The sequence below is a fragment of the Hydrogenophaga sp. genome (assembly GCF_050182545.1).
Classification (GTDB): Bacteria; Pseudomonadota; Gammaproteobacteria; order Burkholderiales; family Burkholderiaceae_C; genus Hydrogenophaga.
The window spans coordinates 191,319-211,252 of record NZ_JBFXCD010000006.1 but is presented as its reverse complement, the minus strand read 5'-3'; the positions used below and the strand labels follow the sequence as shown (position 1 = coordinate 211,252).

18 protein-coding genes are annotated in these 19,934 nt (G+C 68.6%); 8 read left to right on the top strand and 10 right to left on the bottom strand.

Annotated elements, in window-relative coordinates:
- Positions 1-6: 6 nt before the first annotated feature.
- The 3 genes from AB7P10_RS09110 to AB7P10_RS09100 form a co-directional block, all read right to left on the bottom strand.
- Positions 7-462 (bottom strand): hypothetical protein, encoded by a 456-nt coding sequence (locus AB7P10_RS09110; RefSeq protein ID WP_428293528.1) that lies wholly within the window; start codon positions 460-462, stop codon positions 7-9.
- 37 nt (positions 463-499) lie between these two features.
- The gene (locus tag AB7P10_RS09105; protein ID WP_428293527.1) at positions 500-1,006 is read right to left on the bottom strand and encodes a YiaA/YiaB family inner membrane protein; all 507 of its coding nucleotides are present in this window, start codon (positions 1,004-1,006) and stop codon (positions 500-502) included.
- 148 nt (positions 1,007-1,154) lie between these two features.
- Positions 1,155-3,113 carry an MFS transporter gene (locus AB7P10_RS09100; protein WP_428293526.1) on the bottom strand — a complete coding sequence of 653 codons (1,959 nt, stop codon included), beginning with the start codon at positions 3,111-3,113 and terminating at the stop codon, positions 1,155-1,157.
- Between the two features lie 141 nt (positions 3,114-3,254).
- On the opposite strand from AB7P10_RS09100, the gene AB7P10_RS09095 reads away from it, so the two are divergent.
- Positions 3,255-3,986 carry a helix-turn-helix domain-containing protein gene (locus AB7P10_RS09095; protein WP_428293525.1) on the top strand — a complete coding sequence of 244 codons (732 nt, stop codon included), beginning with the start codon at positions 3,255-3,257 and terminating at the stop codon, positions 3,984-3,986.
- A gap of 164 nt (positions 3,987-4,150) precedes the next feature.
- Positions 4,151-5,329 (top strand): MFS transporter, encoded by a 1,179-nt coding sequence (locus AB7P10_RS09090; protein WP_428293524.1) that lies wholly within the window; start codon positions 4,151-4,153, stop codon positions 5,327-5,329.
- On the opposite strand, the gene AB7P10_RS09085 is transcribed toward AB7P10_RS09090, so the two are convergent.
- From AB7P10_RS09085 to AB7P10_RS09060, 6 genes are all read right to left on the bottom strand, one after another.
- A complete protein-coding gene (locus AB7P10_RS09085; protein ID WP_428293523.1) occupies positions 5,326-6,552 on the bottom strand; it encodes an osmoprotectant NAGGN system M42 family peptidase in 1,227 nt (408 codons plus the stop codon). The genes AB7P10_RS09090 and AB7P10_RS09085 overlap by 4 nt on opposite strands.
- The gene (gene ngg, locus AB7P10_RS09080; RefSeq protein ID WP_428293522.1) at positions 6,549-8,291 is read right to left on the bottom strand and encodes an N-acetylglutaminylglutamine synthetase; all 1,743 of its coding nucleotides are present in this window, start codon (positions 8,289-8,291) and stop codon (positions 6,549-6,551) included. The genes AB7P10_RS09085 and ngg overlap by 4 nt, the downstream gene beginning before the upstream one ends.
- Positions 8,292-8,303: 12 nt before the next feature.
- A complete protein-coding gene (locus AB7P10_RS09075; protein WP_428293521.1) occupies positions 8,304-10,076 on the bottom strand; it encodes an N-acetylglutaminylglutamine amidotransferase in 1,773 nt (590 codons plus the stop codon).
- Between the two features lie 305 nt (positions 10,077-10,381).
- Complete coding sequence (locus tag AB7P10_RS09070; protein WP_428293520.1) at positions 10,382-10,750, bottom strand: hypothetical protein; 369 nt, start codon at positions 10,748-10,750, stop codon at positions 10,382-10,384.
- A gap of 10 nt (positions 10,751-10,760) precedes the next feature.
- Positions 10,761-10,925, bottom strand: coding sequence for a DUF1328 domain-containing protein (locus AB7P10_RS09065; RefSeq protein WP_297651585.1), 165 nt, complete (start codon positions 10,923-10,925; stop codon positions 10,761-10,763).
- Between the two features lie 163 nt (positions 10,926-11,088).
- Positions 11,089-11,721 carry a response regulator gene (locus tag AB7P10_RS09060; RefSeq protein ID WP_428293519.1) on the bottom strand — a complete coding sequence of 211 codons (633 nt, stop codon included), beginning with the start codon at positions 11,719-11,721 and terminating at the stop codon, positions 11,089-11,091.
- Between the two features lie 253 nt (positions 11,722-11,974).
- Between AB7P10_RS09060 and AB7P10_RS09055 the strand changes: the two genes are divergently transcribed.
- The 6 genes from AB7P10_RS09055 (at position 11,975) to AB7P10_RS09030 (ending at position 16,508) form a co-directional block, all read left to right on the top strand.
- On the top strand, positions 11,975-12,220 hold the full coding sequence (locus AB7P10_RS09055) for a CsbD family protein (protein WP_428293518.1): 246 nt from the start codon (positions 11,975-11,977) through the stop codon (positions 12,218-12,220).
- Between the two features lie 75 nt (positions 12,221-12,295).
- Entirely contained in the window at positions 12,296-12,757 is a 462-nt protein-coding gene (locus AB7P10_RS09050; protein WP_428293517.1) for a BON domain-containing protein, read from the top strand.
- Positions 12,758-12,869: 112 nt separating this feature from the next.
- Complete coding sequence (locus AB7P10_RS09045; RefSeq protein ID WP_428293516.1) at positions 12,870-13,181, top strand: BON domain-containing protein; 312 nt, start codon at positions 12,870-12,872, stop codon at positions 13,179-13,181.
- Between the two features lie 154 nt (positions 13,182-13,335).
- The gene (locus AB7P10_RS09040; protein ID WP_428293515.1) at positions 13,336-13,737 is read left to right on the top strand and encodes a response regulator; all 402 of its coding nucleotides are present in this window, start codon (positions 13,336-13,338) and stop codon (positions 13,735-13,737) included.
- A gap of 18 nt (positions 13,738-13,755) precedes the next feature.
- The gene (locus tag AB7P10_RS09035; RefSeq protein ID WP_428293514.1) at positions 13,756-15,153 is read left to right on the top strand and encodes a CHASE3 domain-containing protein; all 1,398 of its coding nucleotides are present in this window, start codon (positions 13,756-13,758) and stop codon (positions 15,151-15,153) included.
- Positions 15,150-16,508: a CHASE3 domain-containing protein gene (locus tag AB7P10_RS09030; protein ID WP_428293513.1), complete on the top strand. Its 1,359-nt coding sequence runs from the start codon at positions 15,150-15,152 to the stop codon at positions 16,506-16,508. Before AB7P10_RS09035 ends, AB7P10_RS09030 begins: the two co-directional genes overlap by 4 nt.
- Here AB7P10_RS09030 and AB7P10_RS09025 read toward each other — a convergent pair.
- The gene (locus AB7P10_RS09025; protein ID WP_428293512.1) at positions 16,485-19,787 is read right to left on the bottom strand and encodes a PAS domain-containing protein; all 3,303 of its coding nucleotides are present in this window, start codon (positions 19,785-19,787) and stop codon (positions 16,485-16,487) included. The two genes, AB7P10_RS09030 and AB7P10_RS09025, sit on opposite strands and share 24 nt — an antisense overlap.
- Positions 19,788-19,934: the final 147 nt, after the last annotated feature.

Here is a 19,934-nt window from a genome sequence, read left to right as displayed (position 1 = left end):
CGCGGCTCATGGCGTCACCCGCTCGTTGTGCAGCAGGGCGCGGCCCAGTTCGTTCGGGATGAAGGCCAGCACCTCGCCCGCCGCCGACAGCAGCACGCCGGTGCCGATCACGCTCACCGCCACCACCGTGCCCACACCGACCACCACACCCGACGCGGCGCGCCCGGCCACTTCCACGCTGGCGCGCGCGCCGTCGGAGGCCCGCTCCAGCACATAGACCGTGCCGCGCGCGGTGCTCTCCACCGCCTTGACCGTCAGCACCGCGCCGGCGGTGGACAAGGCCACCGGCACGGCGCTGACCGCCGCCGCGCCCACCGAGGCCGTGGCCACCACGGAGGCAACCGGCAGCAACGACAGCGCGGCCGAGGCCTCGCTTTGCGCCCGCGCCGGGGCACTGGCGACGGCGAAGGCGGCACACAGGCTGGCGACCAGCGCCAGGGATTTCCACTTGATCGTGTTCATGAAAGCTCCAGGTGTTGGGGAGATGAAGGGCGCGCGATCACTCGGCGTCGCGGGCAGCGGCGCGTTCCTGCATCGCCTGCTGGCGGCCCATCAGCTCGCCGCGCACCTGGGCTTCGCTCAGATCGGCTTCGTGGCGGTCGCGAAGGGTCTTGGCCAGCGTGAACGCGGAGGTGACGAGGTACAGCCAGCTCACGCCCAGGTAGGCGCGGTAGGTGTCGTTGATCTCCATGCGCAGCAGACCCCAGCCCGTCAGGCCCATGGCCACGGCAAAGCCACCCCAGACCACCAGCCGCCACATCGGGGTTTCAGTCTCGCCATTGAGCGAGGCCTTCTGGCTGTCGCGCACCGCCTTGGAGAGCACGAACACGGTGGAGAGACAGAACACATAACCCATCACCATGAACGCGCGGTCCAGCGCCTGCCCGGGCAGGTACGCCAGCCCGGTGGCGCACAGGAAGACGGCGATACCGAACGAGACCCAGACCTGGAGCTGCCAGGCGCGGGTGTCGCGCATCACGATGAGGGGAGAACGGTTCGAGGCCATGTGCAAAACCCTTCGGGGTTGTTGAGGAGCCGCGATGGTGGCCCCAGGCCGCGCCGAAAGACCCAGAAACCTGGACCTGTATCGAAGATAGATCTCACAGGTATCACAAATTGATACCTTAAACCAGGGCGGAAGCCCCGGCGCGCGCTCAACGCAGCAACTGCGCCACCCGCCCGTGCAGCGCATCCGGCGTCACCGCCGACGGCGCCAGCGGCTCGCCCACGTTGAGGCCCACCCGGTTGAACAGCCCGCGCCGGAACGGCCGCACCATGGCGGTCTTCTCGCCGTGGCGCACCTCGACGCGGCTGAAGAACGAACCCCAGAGGTTGGTCAGCGCCATCGGGATCACCGGAACCTTCAGGCCGTCGGCCCCGGCGCGCTCCAGGATCTTCATCACGCCGCCCTTGAAGGGCTGCAGCGTGCCGTCGGCGGTGATGCCGCCTTCGGGGAAGATGGCCAGCAGCTCGCCGTCGCGCAGCACGGCGGCGGCGGACTCGAATGCGGACTCGTAGGCCGCCGGATCTTCCTTCTGCGGCGCGACCGGTATCGCCTTGGCCAGTCGGAACAGCCAGCCCAGCACCGGCACGCGGAAGATGCGGTGGTCCATGAGAAAGCGGATGGGGCGCGGGCTCGCGGCCATCAGCAGCACCGCGTCGACGAAGCTCACGTGGTTGCAGACGATCACGGCCGCGCCCTCGGTGGGGATGTGCGCATCGCCCGTCACCTTGAAGCGGTAGACGCAGCGCGAGGCGACCCAGGCGATGAAGCGCAGCAGGTACTCGGGCACCAGCATGAAGATGTAGAAAGCCACCACCGCATTGGCCAGCCCCACCAGCAGGAACATCTGCGGGATGGTGAAGCCGGCCTGGAGCAGGGCGCCCGCGATCACGGCGCTGGCCACCATGAACAGCGCGTTGAGGATGTTGTTCGCCGCGATGATGCGCGCGCGGTGCGTGGGCTGGCTGCGCATCTGGATCAGCGCGTACATGGGCACGCTATACAGGCCTGCAAAGAGGCTGAGCAGGGCCAGGTCGGCCAGCACGCGCCAGTGCGCCGCGTCGACCACGAAGGCCTGCAGGCCCAGGCCGCTGGCGGGCGGCAGGCCGCGCGTGGCGAAGAACAGGTCGATAGCGAACACGCTCATGCCGATCGCGCCCAGGGGCACCAGGCCGATCTCCACATGCCGGCGCGAGAGCACCTCGCACAGCAGCGATCCGGTGGCGATGCCGATGGAGAACACCACGAGCAGCAGCGAGGCGACCTGCTCGTCACCGTGCAGCACGTCCCGTGCAAAGGCCGGGAACATGCTCAGGAACACGGCACCGAAGAACCACATCCAGCTGATGCCGAGCACCGAGCGGAACACCACCGTGTTGCCGTAGGCGAGCTTCAGGTTGCGCCAGGTTTCGGTGACCGGGTTCCAGTTGATCTTCAGGCCCGGGTCCATGGCCGGTGAGACCGGGATGTGGTGGGCCGTCCACCGGCCCAGCACCGCCAGCGCCACACAGGTGAAGCCCACGTGGTGCGCGCCGATCTCGGGCACGGCGATGATCAGGCCGCCGGCCACGTTGCCCAGCAGGATGGCCACGAAGGTGCCCATCTCCACCACGCCGTTGCCGCCGGTGAGCTCGCGCTCGTTCAGGTGCTGCGGCAGGTAGGCGAACTTGACGGGCCCGAACACGGTGGACTGCAGGCCCATGAGGAAGATGCTCGCCAGCAGCACCGGGATGTTCTGCACGAAGAAAGCCCACGCCGCCAGCGCCATGATCAGCACCTCGGCGCGCTTGAGCCACACGATCAGCAGGCGGCGGTCCAGCTTGTCGGCGAGCTGCCCGCTGGTGGCGGAGAACAGCAGGAAGGGCAGGATGAACAGCGCGCCGATCACCAACCCCGCCAGCTCCGCCGGCAGCCAGCTCACCTGCAGCTGGTAGGTGACGAGCACGGTGAAGGCGAACTTGAACAGGTTGTCGTTCGCCGCGCCGAGGAATTGCGTCCAGAAGAACGGTGCGAAGCGGCGCTGGCCCAGCAGGGCGAACTGGCCGCCTTCGTGGGTTGGCGCGCTGGCTGTGGCTGCCGCGTCGGACGCGGTGGTGGCGGTGGGGTTCATGCAGTCTCCTCCTGTGGCGTTGTTGCGGCGGATTCTGCCGCACGCCGCAGTGTCCCGCCGGGCACCGTATCGCGGGCGCGCCTTCCGATACAGTCGCAGCAACCCGGCCAGCCGGTACCGCGTACCGATACTCGACCATCCATGAGCACCACCGCCGACCTTGTTCTCGCGCTCAAGAAGGAACTCAAGTCCGCGCAGATGACCTACGCCGACCTGGCCCGCGCCCTGGGCATGGCGGAGTCCAGCGTGAAGCGCATGCTGGCCAGGGGCGACATGTCGCTCTCGCGGGTGGACGAGATCTGCCGCGCGCTCAAGCTCGATTTCGCCGACCTCGCGCGGCGCGTGGCCGACACCCAGCCGCTGCTGCGTGAGATGACGCAGGAGCAGGAGCGCGCCGTGGTGGCCGACAAGAAACTGCTGCTGGTGGCCATCTGCGTGCTCAGCCAGTGGACGCCGGAGCAGGTCACCGCCCGGTACCGCCTGAGCGAGGCCGAGTGCGTGAAGTACCTGGCGCAGCTCGACCGCATCGGCATCATCGAGCTGCGCCCGCTCAACCGCTACCGGCTCAAGCTGGCCAAGACCTTCCGCTGGCGCCCGCACGGCCCGGTGATGAACTACTTCCGCGAGCACGCCCTGCTGGACTACTTCGCCGGTGGATTCGATGGCGCGGGCGAGGGCGTGATGCTGGTGCATGGCTCGGTCAGCCGCACGCTCGCGCCGGCCTTCCTGGAGCGGCTGCAGCGCGTGGCGCAAGACTTTGCCCAGCAACACCAGACCGACCAGAAGCTTGGTGAAACCGACCGCGAGGGCTACACCCTGGTGCTGGCGATGCGCAGCTGGGAGTTCGACGCCTTCACGCAGCTGCGACGGTGACATGGAGAAGCACCCCCCTGCGCCGCTGACGCGGCTTCCCCCCTCTCTGACGCCTTCGGCTGGGAGGGGGGACCACCTCTCGGGCCGGCGGAGCCGGACCCTTGAGGCGCCTGGGACACGCCCCCGTTGGTCCAGCGCGTCGCAGAAAACCGACTGAGACCTTTATGACCACCAATGACCGAGTCCCCCGCCATGTCTTGCCCGTGCTGGTGCTGGCGCAGTTCATGGGCACGTCGCTGTGGTTCGCGGTCAATGCCGTCATGCCGGATCTGCAGCGCGAACTGGGCTGGCCCACCAGCGCGGTGGGCACGCTGACCTCGTCGCTGCAGTTCGGCTTCATCCTCGGCACGCTGGTGTTCGCACTGCTGGCGATTGCCGACCGCTTCGCGCCGCGGCGCGTGTTCCTGGTCTGTGCGCTCGCGGGCGCGGCCTGCACCGTGGGCGCGTGGTGGATGGTGCGCGACTACTCGGCCCTGCTGGTCTGGCGCTTCGCCACCGGCTTTTTTCTCGCCGGCATCTACCCGGTGGGCATGAAGATCGCGGCACAGTGGTACACGCGTGGCCTGGGGGGTGCGCTGGGCCTGCTGATCGGCGCGCTGGTGCTGGGCTCGGCCAGCGCGCATGCGCTGCGCGCGCTCAGCGGCGCCCTGCCCTGGCCCACGCTCATGCTGGGCGTGGCCGCGCTGGCGGCGGCCGGCGGGCTGATGCTGTTCTTCTGCACCACCGACCCGCCGCATGCGCAGGCGCGGGTGTCGGTGCTGCAGTGGCGTGCACTGGCCACGCTGTGGACCGATGCGCGCGTGCGCAGTTCAGTGCTCGGCTATTTCGGTCACATGTGGGAGCTCTACACCATGTGGGTGATGGTGCCGCTGGTGCTGGCGACACGGCTGCAGGGCACCGCCTTGTCGTGGGCGGCGTTCCTCGTGCTGGGTGCGGGCGTGATCGGCTGCGCAGGCGGCGGCTGGGTGGCGCAGCGCTGGGGCAGCGCCCGCGTGGCGGGCACACAGCTGGCCACCAGCGGCCTGTGCTGCCTGGCGGCGTTCTGGATGATCGACGCGGCCGACGTGTTGTTCTACGGCTGGCTCGTGCTCTGGGGCATCACCGTCTCGGGCGACTCGCCGCAGTTCTCCACCCTCACCGCGCGCAACGCGCCGCCACAGGCCGTGGGCAGCGTTCTCACGCTGACGAACAGCATCGGCTTCGGCATCTCGATCGCGAGCATCCTGCTCTTTGTCGCGCTGGCCGAACACGTGCCGCTGGGCGCGCTGCTGCCCTGGCTGGCCATCGGGCCGGCGCTGGGGCTGTGGGCGTTGCGGCCGCTGTGGCGCGAGGAATCGCGCTAGCTGTTCTCGGGCGACACCGTCCCGTCCGCCTCCAGGAATTCCTGCGGATCGGGCAGTGTGGTGGGCGCGGCCTGCATCTCTGCCGGCTTGAGCTGCTCGGTGAAGCCTTCGAGCGATCCCATGGACCTGCGGTCGCGCCGGGCCACCGGCTCGGACAACAGGTAGGCCACGCTGAGGTCGGCCAGCGCCTGCAGCGAATCGCGGTGCGTGCGCTCCTGCGCGTGTGAGGCGTCGGCACCGAAGCCGATCAGCGCGGTGCGGATGTCGTTGCCCGCCTCCACCGCCGCCGCCGAGTCGGAGCGGTAGAAACGGAACACGTCGCGGCGGTGCGCGATGCCGTGCGTGCGCGCCAGCTCGATCAACTTGTGCGTGAGGTGGTAGTCGAACGGGCCGGCCATGTCCTGCATGCAAATGGTGGCGGCGCGCTCGTCGGTGTTCTGCCCGGGCGCGGCAATGGCGATGTCCAGGCTGACCATTTCGGCGATGTCGCCGTGCAGCGCGGCCGACGAGCCGGAGCCCACTTCCTCGGTGATGGTGAACAGGGGGTGCGCGTCCACCGGCGGCTTGCGACCGCTGTCGACGATGGCCTTGCAGGCCGCCAGCAGCACGGCCACGGCGGCCTTGTCGTCCAGGTAGCGCGAGTTGATGTAGCCGTCGGCCTGCACCTCGGGCTGCGGGTCGAAGGCGATCCAGTCGCCCACATGGATGCCGGCGTCGCTCAGGTCCTGCGCGCTGTGCGCGGGCAGGTCCACACGCACCTCCACATGGTCCCAGCTGGAAGGCTGGGTGTCGATCGCGTCACCGTAGGCATGGCCCGAGGTCTTCAGCGGCAGGCAGGTGCCGCGCAACTGCTGCGTGTCGGTGAACACCGTCAGCCGACCGCCTTCGGCAAAGCGCGACGACCAGCTGCCGATGGGCACGATGCCGATGCGCCCGTTGTCCTTGATCTCGCGCACCATCGCGCCCAGCGTGTCCAGGTGCGCCACGATGGCGCGCGCCGGGCGCGCCTCGCGGCCCTTGAGCGTGGCGCGAATGGCGCCGCGGCGCGTGATCTCGTAGGGAATGCCGATGGCGTCGAGCCGGCTCGCGGTGTAGCGCACCACGGCGTCGGTCAGGCCCACCGGGCTGGGAATGGCCAGCAGCTGCAGCATGGTCTCTTCGAGAAAGGCGTAGTCGATCGTGGGCAAGGCGGGCGTGCCCGCGGTCTCGGGTTGCTTGCTCATGAATGGGTTTCCTCCAGGGTGGAGCCCGGAAACAGCAGGTCGACAAAGCGCTGTGCCGTGGGCTGGGGTTCGTGGTTGGCCAGGCCGGGACGCTCGTTGGCTTCGATGATCACGTGCTCGGGCCCGTCGACCGCGGGCACCAGGAAGTCGAGCCCGGTCACCGGCACGTCGAGCACGCGGCTGGCGTGTTCGGCGGCGTTCTTGAGCGCCGGGTGCAGCTGTTCGGTGACGTCGTGGATGGTGCCGCCGGTGTGCAGGTTGGCGGTCTTGCGCACGGCCAGCGACTGGCCGAAGGGCAACACATCGTCCAGCGTGTGGCCCTGCAGCCCGATGCAGCGGCGCGTTTCGCCATCCACCGGGATGCGCGACTCGCCGCCGGTGGCGGCCGCGCGGCGCCGGCTCTGCTTGTCGATCAGCTGCGCGATGCTGGACTGGCCGTCGCCCACCACGGTGGCGGGCTTGCGGATGGCGGCGGCCACCACCTGGTGGTTGATGACGACGATGCGCAGGTCCTGGCCTTCGCAATACTGTTCCAGCAGCACGCGCTCACCGAAGTGGCTGGCGTTCTCGATCGCGGCCTCAACGTCCTCGGTGGATGTGAGGTTGACCGCGATGCCCTTGCCCTGCTCACCATCCACCGGCTTGACCACGATGGCACCCTGCTCGCGCAGGAACGCGGCGTTGTGCTCGGCGTCACCGGCGATCGCCTGCTGAGGCACGCTCAGCCCGGCCTGCGCCAGCAGGCGAACCGTGACGCGCTTGTCCGCGCAACGGCTCATGGCCACGGCGCTGGTGAGTTCCGAGAGCGATTCGCGGCAGACCACGCTGCGCCCGCCCAGGCTGAGCTTGAAGTAGCCGTTCTCGGCGTCGATCACCTCCACGCGGATGCCCCGGCGCCGCGCCTCGTCCACGATGATGCGGGCATAGGGGTTGAGGCCGTCGGTGCCGCCGGCCGTGCCGGTGAACAGCGGCTCGTTGATCGCGTTGCGCCGTTTCACCGCGAACACCGGAATGTGCTGGAAGCCCAGCTTCTGGTAGAGCGCAATGGCCGAGGCGTTGTCGTGCAGCACGGACACGTCCATGAACGCGCGCCCGCGCGCCTGGAAGTGTTCGGCCAGGTAGCGCGTGAGCGCTTCGCCAATGCCGGGGTGGCTGGCCTGCGGCGAGACCGCCAGCGCCCACAGGCTCGATCCGGGCTGCGGGTCGGCGAACGCCTCGGCGTGGTCCAGCCCCATGGCCACGCCAAGCACCTCGCCCGTGTCGCGGTCCTCGGCCAGGGCGTAGACCACCTGGCGCCCGGCGCGCTGGCCCCAGACCTGGGCCGGGTCCACCGGCACCATGCGGCGCGCGCGGTAGAGGGCATTGATGGCGGCCACGTCGGCGCGCGAGCGCAGCCGCCGCACCGTGAAACCACGCCGCGCCGCGCGCGCCGGCGTGTAGTTGTTCAGGGCAAGCCGGAAGGTCTCGGACGGATCGACGAAGAGCTGCTGCGGCGCGTGCGAGACCACCACGTGCGGCTTGTCCACATAGAAGGCGATGTCGCGCTGCCCGGGCTGTTCCTCCAGCAGGGCGGTGGCGATGTCGGCCGGCTCGGCGAACGTGTGGCCCGCCACCAGGCGACCCCAGCCGCAGGTGGCGGTCACGTTGCGCCGCGGCGGGGTGTGGCCGCGCGGCTTCTCGGCCTGCGGCATGGCTTCGCGGCCCAGCCTCAGGGCCCGTTGAGCATCCTTGCGTTGCATCGTGCTTCTCCTTCAATGCAGGTGGGTTTGCAGCCAGATTTCCAGCAGGCCAAGCTGCCAGAGCTTGGAGCCGCGCAGCGGCGTGATGTGCGCCGACGGGTCGTCCAGCAGGCGCTGCACGTAGCCCGTCTGGAACAGGCCGCGTTCGCGCGCCGCGCGGCTGTGGAGCGCGTCGCGCACGTTCTCCAGCACCGCCCCCTTGAGGTGCTTGAGCGCGGGCACGGGGAAGTAACCCTTGGGCCGGTCGATCACCTCGGACGGGATCACGCGGCGCGCGGCTTCCTTCAGGATGCCCTTGCCGCCCCCGGCGAGCTTGTGGCGCGCGGGAATGCGCGCGGCGAGTTCAACGAGTTCGTGGTCCAGGAAGGGCACGCGCGCCTCCAGGCCGAAGGCCATGGTCATGTTGTCGACGCGCTTGACCGGGTCATCCACCAGCATCACGGTGGTGTCCAGCCGCAGCGCCTGGTCCACCGGGTCGCTCGCGCCCGGCGCCTTGAGGCGCTGCGCCACATAGTTCGCCGTGTGGTCCTCGCCGATCCAGGGGGCCTGCAGCACCTGCTCCATTTCGGCGTGGTCGCGGTCGCGAAAGGCCGCCAGGTAGTCGGCCACCGGTTCGGTGCTGCCCTGCAGCTTCGGGTACCAGTGGTAGCCACCGAACACCTCGTCGGCGCCCTGCCCGCTCTGCACCACCTTGCTGTGGCGCGATACCGCCTCGGACAGCAGGTAGAAGCCGATGCAGTCGTGGCTGACCATCGGCTCGCTCATGGCCGCGATGGCTTCGGGCAGGCGACCCAGCAGCTCGGCCTCGGGAACGAAGATGCGTTCGTGCGTGGTGCCAAAGCGCTCCGCGACGATGTCGGCGTATTCGAATTCGTTGCCCTTCTCGCCGCCCACGTCCTCGAAGCCGACGTTGTAGGTGCGCAGATGGCTCACGCCGGCCTCGACCATCAGGCCAACGATGAGGCTGGAGTCAACACCACCCGAGAGCAGCGCGCCCACCGGCACGTCGGCCACGAGGCGGCGCTTGACGGCGGCGCGCAGGCCATCGAGCAGGATCTCGCGCCAGTCATCAAAGCTGCGCGCCTCGTCCGCGGCGTTGCGCTCGTAGCTCAGGGACCAGAAACCGTGTTCGGTGGTCGTGCCGTCGGCCTCGATCTGCATCAGGGTGCCGGGCGCGAGCTTGCGCACGCCGCGCAGCAGGGTGTGCGGCGGCGGCACGATGGCGTGCAGCGAGAGGTAGTGGTGCAGACCCACCGGGTCGATGGCCGTATCGACGCCGCCGGCGGCCAGCAGTGCGGGCAGGGTGGACGCGAAGCGCAGGCCCCCCGCGACGGGTGCGAGGTACAGCGGCTTGATGCCCAGGCGGTCGCGCCCCAGCAGCACGCGGCCGCTGTCGCGCGACCAGATGGCGAAGGCGAACATGCCGTTGAGCCGCTTCACAAAGTCCGGACCCCAGGCGTGGCAGGCCTTGAGCAGCACCTCGGTGTCGCCGGTGGAATGGAACTGGTAGCCCCTCGCCTGCAGTTCCTTGCGCAGATCGCCATGGTTGTAGACCGCGCCGTTGAACACGATGCCAAGGCCCAGCGCGGGGTCGAACATGGGCTGCTGCGCCGCGTCCGACAGGTCCATGATCTTGAGCCGGCGATGCCCAAAGCCGAAGCGATCGCTCACCTGCAAGCCCTGGCCATCGGGCCCGCGCGGGCGCTGGTGCTGGTTCATGCGCGCCAGCGCCTCGACATCGACGGGGGTTCCGTCAAACCGGATTTCTCCTGCGATTCCACACATGCGTGTCTGCCCTCCTGACGGACAAGCCGATCACCGCAACGCCTCAGACAAATAGGTGTGCCCGGTCGCTTGCCGGGCGGGTCTGTGAATGGGGAAGTGGGAAAAGGGGATCGGCTGGCGCACGGCGGCCGGTGGAGCAGGCGCCACAGAAGGGGGCGCCAACAGAAAGCTGTCCGCAGACACCCGGACCGCGCCGGGACTTCCCTGACTCCGGGGCACGGCGTGCACACGGGTTGAAGATGAAGTGAGCCGCTTATTATATTTAAAACGATATGAATGTCAACAAAATACTACTGAATTTCATATTATGACGACGCATCCCGGATGTGGCTGCGCAGCATGGCGGCGAGCCGTTCCATCGCCGGCGCATCGGCCTGGTCCACCTCCGTCGGCTCGGTCGGTTCGAGCATGTCGTTCGTGTCATCGAACACGTGCAGGCGGGCCTGGGGCGCGGCGTGGGCCAGAAAGCGTTCAAAGGCAGGCACCAGCACGCTGTCCAGCGCCAGATCGAGAATGAGCAGGTGCACGGGCATGTGCGTGGCCTGCTCCATGGCCTCGAGGTAGGTGTCGGCGTGCGCAATGCGGCAGTCGGGGGCGCACTCCCGCACGCAGCGGCGCAAGGCGTCGCGCCGTGGCCCGCTGCGGGCCACCAGCAACACGAGTGGCTCTGACACCGCCGAGGCCTCAGCGCTTGCGGATCAGGCCGAAGACCACCGAGACGAGCGCCAGCACCAGAAAGATCACGAACAGGACCTGGGCGATGCCGGCCGCGCTGGCCGCAATGCCGCCGAAGCCCAGGACGGCGGCGATCAATGCAATGACGAAAAAAACCACAGCGTAGTGCAGCATGGTGGGCTCCTGTGAGGGGTCGGCGGGCCGACCGGTTGAAGGTTCACAACGACCGCCGTTGTGATGCCTTCACTGTAGGAAAGCCCCTTCGATGAGGCTGCAAGCCCGCGCGCCGCTTCCGCGTAGGAGAACACCGACATTCGGGCGGCGGGCGCCCGCGCAGCTACTGGATGAGGCCGTTCTTGAGCGCGTAGTAGGTGAGCTCGCTGTTGCTGGTGAGCTTGAGCTTCTCGAGCACGCGCGTGCGGTAGGTGCTCACGGTCTTGACACTCAGGAACATGGCCTCGGCCATGTGGCCGATGGTCTCGCCCTGGGCCAGGCGCAGGAACACCTGCAGTTCGCGCTCGGACAGCAACTCGTGCGGGGCGCGTTCGGCATCACCCGCCGCGTTGTCGGCCAGCAGTTCGGCCACCCCCGGGCTGATGTAGCGCCGCCCGCGCGCCACCGTGCGGATGGCGGCGACGATGTCCTCCGGTGCGCATTCCTTGTTGAGGTAACCGCTGGCGCCGCTGCGCAGCAGGATGGTGGCGTACTGCGCTTCCGGAAACCCGCTGAGGATGAGCACCGGCAGTTCGGGAAAGCGCGCCTTGATCGCCTGCAGCGCATCCACCCCGCCCTGGTCGGGCATGGAGATGTCCATCAGCAGCACGTCCACCTCGCCGCCGCGCGCCAGTTCGAGCGCCTCGCGCCCGTTGTTGGCCTCGCCTGTCACCTTCAGGTCGACATGCTCACCGAGAAACTGGCGCAAGCCGGATCGCACGATGGCGTGGTCGTCGACGATGCCTACCTTGATCATGATGTCCTCGGGGTGGGTCCGCCATGCGGGCGGGGAGTGCGCTGCAATTTAACAGGCCCTGCGCGTGCGTGCCGTCGGACGGGTCCTACAAACCGTTCGGGGCATCGGCGATGTCCTACAAGCGCGCGGCGGCACGCCCGACATCGCACGCGGCCCGCCTTTCCTACAGTGACTTCACGGCACGACGCCTACCACGTCAAGGCCGCCACCGGCCTCCCGGCCGGTTCCGCAACCACCATCGAAGGAGTCACACATGAACTGGGATCGCATTGAAGGCAACTGGAAGCAAGCCAAAGGCAAGATGATCGAACAGTGGGGCAAGCTCACCGACGACGATCTCGACGTCGTCGCGGGTCGCCGCGAGCAGCTCGCCGGAAAGATCCAGGAACGCTATGGCGTGGCCAAGGACGAAGCCGAGCGCCAGGTGGCCGAGTGGGAGCGCCGCGTCGGCGACGACTGGTTTGCAGCCAGCCCCGACAAGAAGCAACGTCGGCACTGAGCCACCTCCGACCCCCAACCCTCCGCCATTCACCCCATCCGCCGGCACGGGCCGGCGAACTGAAAGGACTTCATCATGAAACGCACCACCCGATACACCGCCCTTGCGGCCGCAGCGCTGGCAACCTCCCTCATCGTGGCCTGTGGCCAGCAGGAAGACGCCACCGTGGGCCAGAAAATCGACGACGCGGTTGAAAAAACGCAGAGCGCGGGCACCGAGCTGCGCGCCGACACCCGGGACGCCGCGCAGGATCTCAAGGCCGCAGGCAGCAACGCCGCCGATACGCTGAGTGAGACGGGCGACAGGATTGCCGCAGGCGCCACCGACATGGCGATCACCGCCAAGGTGAATGCCGCCCTGGCCGAAGACACCCAGCTGAGCGCGCTGAAGATCGACGTGGACACCAACAACGGTCTGGTCGAACTCAAGGGCACGGCCCCCGATGCCGCCGCCCGCGACCGCGCCACCATGCTGGCCTCCGCGGTGGAAGGCGTGCAGCGCGTGGAGAACCGCCTGACGGTCGAACCCAAGGGCTGACACCCGGCCTGATGTCCTGCTTTGAATGACCACCCCTGCCCCACGAGGCGCACACCGACACGGTGGCCCGCCCGCGGGGCAGCCCACTGCCCCTTACTCCGAGGAGATTTCCATGAAACTGTCCCATGCCCTACTCGCCACCGCGGCCGCCCTCGCGGTCGTCCAGGTCACCGGCTGCGCGGTGGCCCGCGACCAGCAGACCGTGGGTGCCTACATCGACGACACCACCCTCACCACGCGCGTGAAGGCCCGCTTTGCCAAGGACCCGGTCGTCAGCGCCACCTCGCTCAATGTCGAGACACTCAACGGCACGGTGCAACTCTCCGGCTTCGCCAAGTCCGCGGCCGAGCGCGACACCGCCGAACGCCTGGCCAGGACCACGGACGGCGTGAAGAGCGTGCGCAACGACATCGTGGTGCGCTGACACCCGCTCCAGGCAGCCCCCGCGGCCCCTCGTCCGTGTAGGACGCGGACTACAGAACAATGGGTGGCCGCGGTGATACAAACACACACGAACGCTGCATGATGGTTGCATTCGCATTCCACCGCTCCAGGCTTCACCCACTTTCCGTCCGTCCATGTCGCCGCTCAGAACCTTCATCGTCGAGGACAACAAGGTCATCTACGAGAACCTTGTGTCCACGCTGGAAGAACTGGCCCACGTCGAGGTGGTGGGCCACGCGCGCGACGAGTCGGCTGCCGTGCAATGGCTCGGCAGCGGTGACCGTTGCGACCTCATGATCGTGGACATTTTCCTGTTGAGCGGCTCGGGGCTGGGCGTTCTAAAGGCCGCTCAGGATGCCCATCTGCCGGTACGCAAGGTGGTGCTGACGAACTACGCCACTCCCGACATCCGTCGGCGCTGCGCCGCGCTGGGCGCTGATCGCGTGTTCGACAAATCCTGCGAGCTCGAGGACCTGATCACCTACTGCGAGCGCATCGCAGACGGCTCGGCCACCGCACCGGGCGATCTTCAATAGGCCTGACAGCGCCCACCGATGTCCCCGGCACAGCCCTGGCGCAACTCACGGTGGGGAACGCCGCTGGCCACTGCGCTGGCCATGCTGCTGGCACTGGCGGTCTTTGCCGGTTCGGAATGGACCTATCAACGCGCGCTGGACTCGCTGTTCAGCATGGGCGGACGCGACAATGCGCGCACCGCCGTGCAGACCGTGATGCGCCGCCTGCTTGACATCGAGACCGCCCAGCGCGGCTACCTTCTCACCGGCCGCGCGCAGTACCTGGCGCCCTACACGGCGGCGGAGACCGACATGGCGCACGCCATCAACCGCCTGCGCGAACACCACCGCAGCGACCCCGAACTCCTGAAACTGGTGGACGCGCTCGAGCAGCGCGTTCTGGAGAAGGCGTCCGAGGTGGCGGAAACCATATCGCTGTACAACGAGGGGCAGCACGACAGCTGGAGAGGATTGCTGCTGACCGACATCGGGCGCGAGAAGATGGAGAGCGCGCGCCGCATCGCCGACGTGCTGCTGGTCACGGAGGACCGCCGCGTGGCCAGCGAGCGGGCGGAGATCTACCGCACGCTGGAAGCGGGCCGCGTGGGTGTGCATGGCCTCACGCTTCTAAGCCTGCTCGCGTACGTGTTCTTCCTGCGCAAGAACGCGGCCCTGCAGGCCAGTCAGATCGCGCACGCCCGCCACCTGCAGGCTGAGCGCGATTCGCTTGAACACCAGGTGCGGCTGCGAACCGAGGAATTGGCCCTGCTCAACCTGAGCCTGCAGGAGCTGCGCGACGGCGAGCGCAGCGGACTGGCGCGCGCCCTGCATGATGAACTCGGCGCGCTGCTCACCGCGGCCAAGCTCGACCTCACTCGCCTGCGCCATGCGCTGCCCGCGCCAGGCAGCGAGATCACCGCGCGCCTGCACCACCTGGGCGCCACGCTGGACCAGGGCATCGACATGAAGCGGCAACTGATGGAGAGCCTGGTGCCCGCGAGCCTGCACAACCTCGGCCTGTCGGCCGCGATCGAGCAGCGCGCGCGCGAGTTCGAGCGCGAGACAGGCGTGCCCATCGGTCTCGACCTGCAGGCCGTCGACGCCGACGAACCCACTCGACAGGCCTTGTTTGCCGTCGTGCAGGGCGCGCTGTCCAACGTCGAACGGCATGCGGGTGCGAGCGAGGTGGTGCTGTCACTGGCCACCGTGGACGGTGAATTCGTGCTGACCCTGACCGACAACGGCCGCGGATACGCAGGACATCCGGGCTCGGCCTCCGCGCTCGGGCTGAAGAACCTGCGCCACCGCATCGAGTCCCTGGGTGGCCGTTTTTCGGCGGCATCGGCACCGGGCAAGGGCACCCGGGTGCAGGCGCGACTACCCGCCACAGGCCCGATGGATCGCGCCCTCGGCGCCCGTGCTACAACCCCGCGATGATCAAATCATCCATCCATCGCGCGGTCCGCACGCACTACGCGATGCCCGTCATCGTGGCGCTGGCGGTGATCACCATGGCGATCACCGAGAGCACCTACCAGCATTCGCGATCCACCCTCGCGCAGGGCATCACGTTGACGGACGCGCGCCTGCAGGCCGCGCGCACGCTGCAGACGCTGACCGACGCCGAGACCGCGGCGCGCGCCTACATCATCAGCACCGACCCGGGGGACCTCGAAAACTACCGCGAGGCCATCAACGAGATGGAGAGCGTGCGCCAGGGTGTGTTCCAGTTGCTGACCGATCTGGATCCGCAGCGCACCCTGGCCCTGGGCGATGTCAGCCAGCACATAGACGCGCGAGCGGCCACGCTGGAGCAATGGGTGCGCATGGCCGAACAGGGGCGCCCGACCCAGGCCAGGACGCTGGCCAGTGGCGACCAGGGCCGGCTGCGCTACGCGGAGCTGCGCCAGGAATTCGAGTTCGTGCTGGAGCGTGCGGCGGCCATCCAAACCATGGCCCGCGTGTCCCTCTACGACGCCTTGCTGATCAACCGCGTCGCCCTGCATGGCCTGGTGGTGCTGGTGGTGGTGGCCTTGCTGTTGTTCATGCGCCAGCTGCGCGAGAGCGACCGGCGCGAGGCACAGGAGCACGAACGCCTCACGGCCCAGGTGGCCCTGCGCACCACCGCGCTGCGCAACCTGGCTGGCCACCACGTGAACGCGCGCGAGGACGAGCGCGGGCGCGTGGCGCGCGAGCTGCACGACGAGATGGGTGGCCTGCTCACTGCGATGAAGCTGGAGATCGCGCGCCTGCGGCGCGTGCCCGACGTGCCCGTCGCGGCGCTGGAGCGACTCGCCGGCATCGAGCTGCGACTCAATGAAGGCATTGCCGTGAAGCGGCGCATCGTCGAGCACCTGCGCCCCTCTTCGCTCGATCAACTGGGCCTCATACCGGCGCTGGAAATGCTGTGCCAGGACGCGGGCAACGGACTGGGCATCCCGGTGCGCTCGCACCTCTCGCCGGTCGAACTGGACAAGGACGCCGAGCTCACCGTGTACCGGCTGGTGCAGGAGTCGCTCACCAATGTGCGCAAATACGCGCAGGCGCGACAGGTGCTGGTCGAACTGGGGCAAACCGGCGACTGGGTGCGCGTGCTGGTGCGAGACGACGGCCTGGGCTTCGACACCGAGGCCGTGCCCGCCGGTCACCACGGCCTGATGGGCATGCGGGTGCGGGTGGAGTCGCACGCGGGGCGACTGGACGTCACGAGCACCCCCGGCAGCGGCACCAGCGTGCAGGCGGAACTGCCGGCACGGGCGCCGGGCGGTTCAGTCGGCAGTGGGCCCGGGTGAGGGAATCCGGAACCAGAACGTGGCGCCCTGCCCCGCCTCGGACTCGGCCCACACGCGACCGTTGTGGCGCTCGACGATGCGGGCCACGATGGCCAGCCCAACACCCAGGCCCGGCACGTCGCTGCGGTTGCCGAGCCGCTGGAACATGCCGAACAATTTGCCCGCGTGGGCCATGTCGAAGCCCAGGCCGTTGTCGCTCACGTAGTAGGCATTGCGGATGCCGTCGTGGCCGACCTGAATCACCGGTTCGGTCTGGTGCGTGGAGTATTTGAGCGCGTTGTCGAGCAGGTTGCTCAGCACCTGACGCAACAACACCGCGTCGCCCATGGCCTGCGGCAGCGGGCCGATGTCGATGCGGGCGTTGCGCAACTGGGGTGACAGGCTCTCCGCCACCTCCAGCGCCAGCGCGCGCATGTCCACCGGCACCGGCTGCAATTCCACCCGAACCACCCGCAGCACTTCGAGCATGTCGGTCAGCATCTGACCCATGTTGCGCGAGGCCTTGACGATGCGTCCGAACATGTCGCGCGCACCCGGACTCAAGGCGGCCTCGTCCTCCTCGGCGATCACCGCCGCGAAACCATTCACCGAGCGCAGCGGCGCGCGCAGGTCGTGCGCGATCGAGTACGACACGGCCTCCATGTCGCGCATCGAGCGCTCCAGCGCCGCCGTGCGCTCCTCCACCCGCTGCTCCAGGCTGGCGTTGAGGGCGCGCACCTCTTCCTGGGCCGCCACCCGGTCGGTGATGTCGATGTGGGTGCCCGACATGAAGAGCGCGCGCTGATCCTCGTCGCGCCGGTGCACCCTTCCGCGCGCGTTGACCCAGACCCAGCGGCCGTCCTTGTGCCGCAGGCGCAGGTCGCATTCGTAGTAGGGCAGCTCGCCCGCGATGTGGCGGTCGCGCAGTCCATTGGCACGCACCAGATCGTCCGGGTGAGCCAGGTGCTCCCAGTCGCGGTTGTAGCGCAGGCCGAGCTCTTCCGGCGCGTAGCCCAGCATCTCGGACCAGCGGTCATTGACCTTGAGCTCGTCCGTGCCCAGGTTGACCTCCCAGACGCCCGGCCGCGTGGCCTCCAGGATCCAGGCCAGGCGCTGGCGCTCCGCGCCCAGCGATTCCTGGACGGCGATGTAGGACGTGACGTCGGTGATCGTGCGGACGGCGGCGCCGTCGTCGAGCATGCGCGTGCCCACTTCCAGAACCCTGCCGTCCAGTGTCCTGCGCAGGTAGCGATCCGGCACGGACGCCTGCCCGCGCAGGGTCACGTAGTCCCTGCCATTGGCCTCGACGAGCTGGAAGTTTTCGCCGAAATCGCCGCGCGCGGCCATGAAGGCGGAGACGGCGGCATGCGACGGTCGACTGGCCATCATGTCTTCGGGCAGGTCCAGCATCTCCAGCATGCGGCGGTTGTAGAACGAAACCGTGCCATCGCGCTCGATCTTGGCCAGCCCCTGGCTCATGCTGTCGAGCGTGACCTGCAGGGCCGCCGTGCGCTCCACCAGCGCGGCGGACGTGACCTCCAGGGAGTGCACGGCACGTTCGCGCTCGGCATGGTGCTGCCGCGCCACCAGCAACTGCCTCACCACGCCCAGCAGCGGCTGCAGGAAGTCCACATCCTCGAGCTGATAGCCCTCGGGGTGGTGGCACAGGCCGACGACGGCGCGAACCTGCTGCTCCACCACCAGCGGGATCAGCACCAGATTGGGAGAGGACGGCGGCCACCCCTCGATCTGTTCGAGCCCGGTGCACGCGCAGGTTTGGTTGTGCACGAAAGGCTGGCCGCTTTCGATCGCCCTGTGCACCAGCGTGCCCTCCAGACCGGTTTCGCGACCCGCCAGCGCCCCCGGCGCCAGCAGCCGGCCCAGCGGCGGCCCGTGATCGCCCGCAGGGTCCGCGCCACCCCCGTGCACTTCAACGATGAAGCCGTTGGCGCTCCCGCTGGCCTTGAGCAGGTTGTCCAGCAGCGTGTCGAACACCTGCGGATTGCCTTCATCGGAGATGAAGAGCGACTGGGCGACCCGCACGGCTTCCAGCATGCGGTGCTGCTGCTGCAGCTTCTGCTCCGCGCGCCGCGCCTCGGTCACGTCCCAGGTGAAGCCGTGCCAGACCACCGTGCCGTCGCTCTCCCGGTTCGGAACCGCCTCCACGCTGTACCAGCGCTGCTCACCCGTGGGCAGGTTGAAGCGCATGGTGTGGCGCCAGATCCGCATCGACTCGGTCGCGATCCGCAGCGATTCGACCACGCCGGGCCGGTCATCGGGATGCAGGTGGCGGAAGATTTCGCGCGCGTCCTGCCGCAGGGCCCCGGGGTCCACCCCCAGCATGTCGCGCACGACCTCGCTCACGAAGGAGAAGGCGCTGCGGCCATCGGGCTGCAGCCGGGCCTGGTACATCAGGCCGGGCACGCGAGCGGCCACGTTCTGCAGCAGCGAGAGCTGCTGCTCCAGCCGCTGGATGGCCTCGCGCTCGGCGGTCACGTCCTGCACCACGCCGTAGTCGGTCTCGGGGTTGCCCTCGACCCGCGTGGTGCTCATGCGCGTGCGCAACCAGCGCTGGCGCCCGTCGGCCATCACCCAGCGGAAATCGAGCTCGCGCCCATCCAGCGCCTCGCGTGCCACCGTCCAGGCCCGCAGGTCGTCCGGGTGGATGCCGCTGCGCGCCGCGCGCTTGTCCAGCTGCCGCTCGTCGGGGTAGCGGCCCACAACGCCGTACAGGCCCTCGGACCAGGCCACCGTGTCCGATCCGCGCACATTCGTCCAGGAGCCCACGCGGGCCAGCTTCTCGATCGCCTGGTGCAGTTCCACCTGCGCCTGCAACCTCAGGTTGGACTGCCGCAGATGGGCCTCGGTCTCGGCACGGGCGGCCTCGGCCGCGGCCTCGCGGTCGGCGTCGGTCACGCTCACCAGCAGGTAGGCCTCCCCCTCGTACTGCAGCCGGACAACGCGCGTGCGCACCTGGCGCTTGCCACCTCCGGCCACGCGAATGGTGTAGAGCGCGCCTTCGTCGCCCAGCTGTCGCAGAAACTGCCGTCGGTCGGCCTCGTCGACCCAGACGCCCACCTCCACGCTGGTCTTGCCCACCGCCTGCTCGGCGTCGATGCCTGTCAGTGCCGTCCAGGCCCGGTTGGCGGCAACGATCAGGCCGTCCGATTCCCGGCCCACGATCACGGCCGTGGGTTGCTCGTCAAACAGCAGGCCCAGCGGCAGTCCGGGCCTGGAAGTCCCGTCAGCCACCGGCTCCGGTGCCTGAGCCTCTGCCAGCAGATGCTTGTCCGTGTTCATGAGGGCCCCATCACCCGCACGTTGGTCCGACTCTTGTCTGGTGGTCGTGCCTGCCTTGATCCCTGGCTCGCCGCGTTGTAACGCGGTGTTTCAGCAGCATAGACCATTGCGCTCGTGTACGTAAGTTCTCAACGGCCTGTGCGGCGC

Bases quoted from the DNA above. Each gene is read 5' to 3' on its own strand.
- AB7P10_RS09050 (WP_428293517.1), top strand. From the start codon at position 12,296: ATGAAACGCACCACCCGATACACCGCCCTTGCGGCCGCAGCGCTGGCA.
- AB7P10_RS09105 (WP_428293527.1), bottom strand. From the start codon at position 1,006: ATGGCCTCGAACCGTTCTCCCCTCATCGTGATGCGCGACACCCGCGCC.
- AB7P10_RS09060 (WP_428293519.1), bottom strand. From the start codon at position 11,721: ATGATCAAGGTAGGCATCGTCGACGACCACGCCATCGTGCGATCCGGC.
- AB7P10_RS09040 (WP_428293515.1), top strand. From the start codon at position 13,336: ATGTCGCCGCTCAGAACCTTCATCGTCGAGGACAACAAGGTCATCTAC.
- AB7P10_RS09110 (WP_428293528.1), bottom strand. From the start codon at position 462: ATGAACACGATCAAGTGGAAATCCCTGGCGCTGGTCGCCAGCCTGTGT.
- AB7P10_RS09030 (WP_428293513.1), top strand. From the start codon at position 15,150: ATGATCAAATCATCCATCCATCGCGCGGTCCGCACGCACTACGCGATG.
- AB7P10_RS09090 (WP_428293524.1), top strand. From the start codon at position 4,151: ATGACCACCAATGACCGAGTCCCCCGCCATGTCTTGCCCGTGCTGGTG.
- AB7P10_RS09095 (WP_428293525.1), top strand. From the start codon at position 3,255: ATGAGCACCACCGCCGACCTTGTTCTCGCGCTCAAGAAGGAACTCAAG.
- ngg (WP_428293522.1), bottom strand. From the start codon at position 8,291: ATGCAACGCAAGGATGCTCAACGGGCCCTGAGGCTGGGCCGCGAAGCC.
- AB7P10_RS09065 (WP_297651585.1), bottom strand. From the start codon at position 10,925: ATGCTGCACTACGCTGTGGTTTTTTTCGTCATTGCATTGATCGCCGCC.
- AB7P10_RS09025 (WP_428293512.1), bottom strand. From the start codon at position 19,787: ATGAACACGGACAAGCATCTGCTGGCAGAGGCTCAGGCACCGGAGCCG.
- AB7P10_RS09085 (WP_428293523.1), bottom strand. From the start codon at position 6,552: ATGAGCAAGCAACCCGAGACCGCGGGCACGCCCGCCTTGCCCACGATC.
- AB7P10_RS09055 (WP_428293518.1), top strand. From the start codon at position 11,975: ATGAACTGGGATCGCATTGAAGGCAACTGGAAGCAAGCCAAAGGCAAG.
- AB7P10_RS09035 (WP_428293514.1), top strand. From the start codon at position 13,756: ATGTCCCCGGCACAGCCCTGGCGCAACTCACGGTGGGGAACGCCGCTG.
- AB7P10_RS09100 (WP_428293526.1), bottom strand. From the start codon at position 3,113: ATGAACCCCACCGCCACCACCGCGTCCGACGCGGCAGCCACAGCCAGC.
- AB7P10_RS09075 (WP_428293521.1), bottom strand. From the start codon at position 10,076: ATGTGTGGAATCGCAGGAGAAATCCGGTTTGACGGAACCCCCGTCGAT.
- AB7P10_RS09045 (WP_428293516.1), top strand. From the start codon at position 12,870: ATGAAACTGTCCCATGCCCTACTCGCCACCGCGGCCGCCCTCGCGGTC.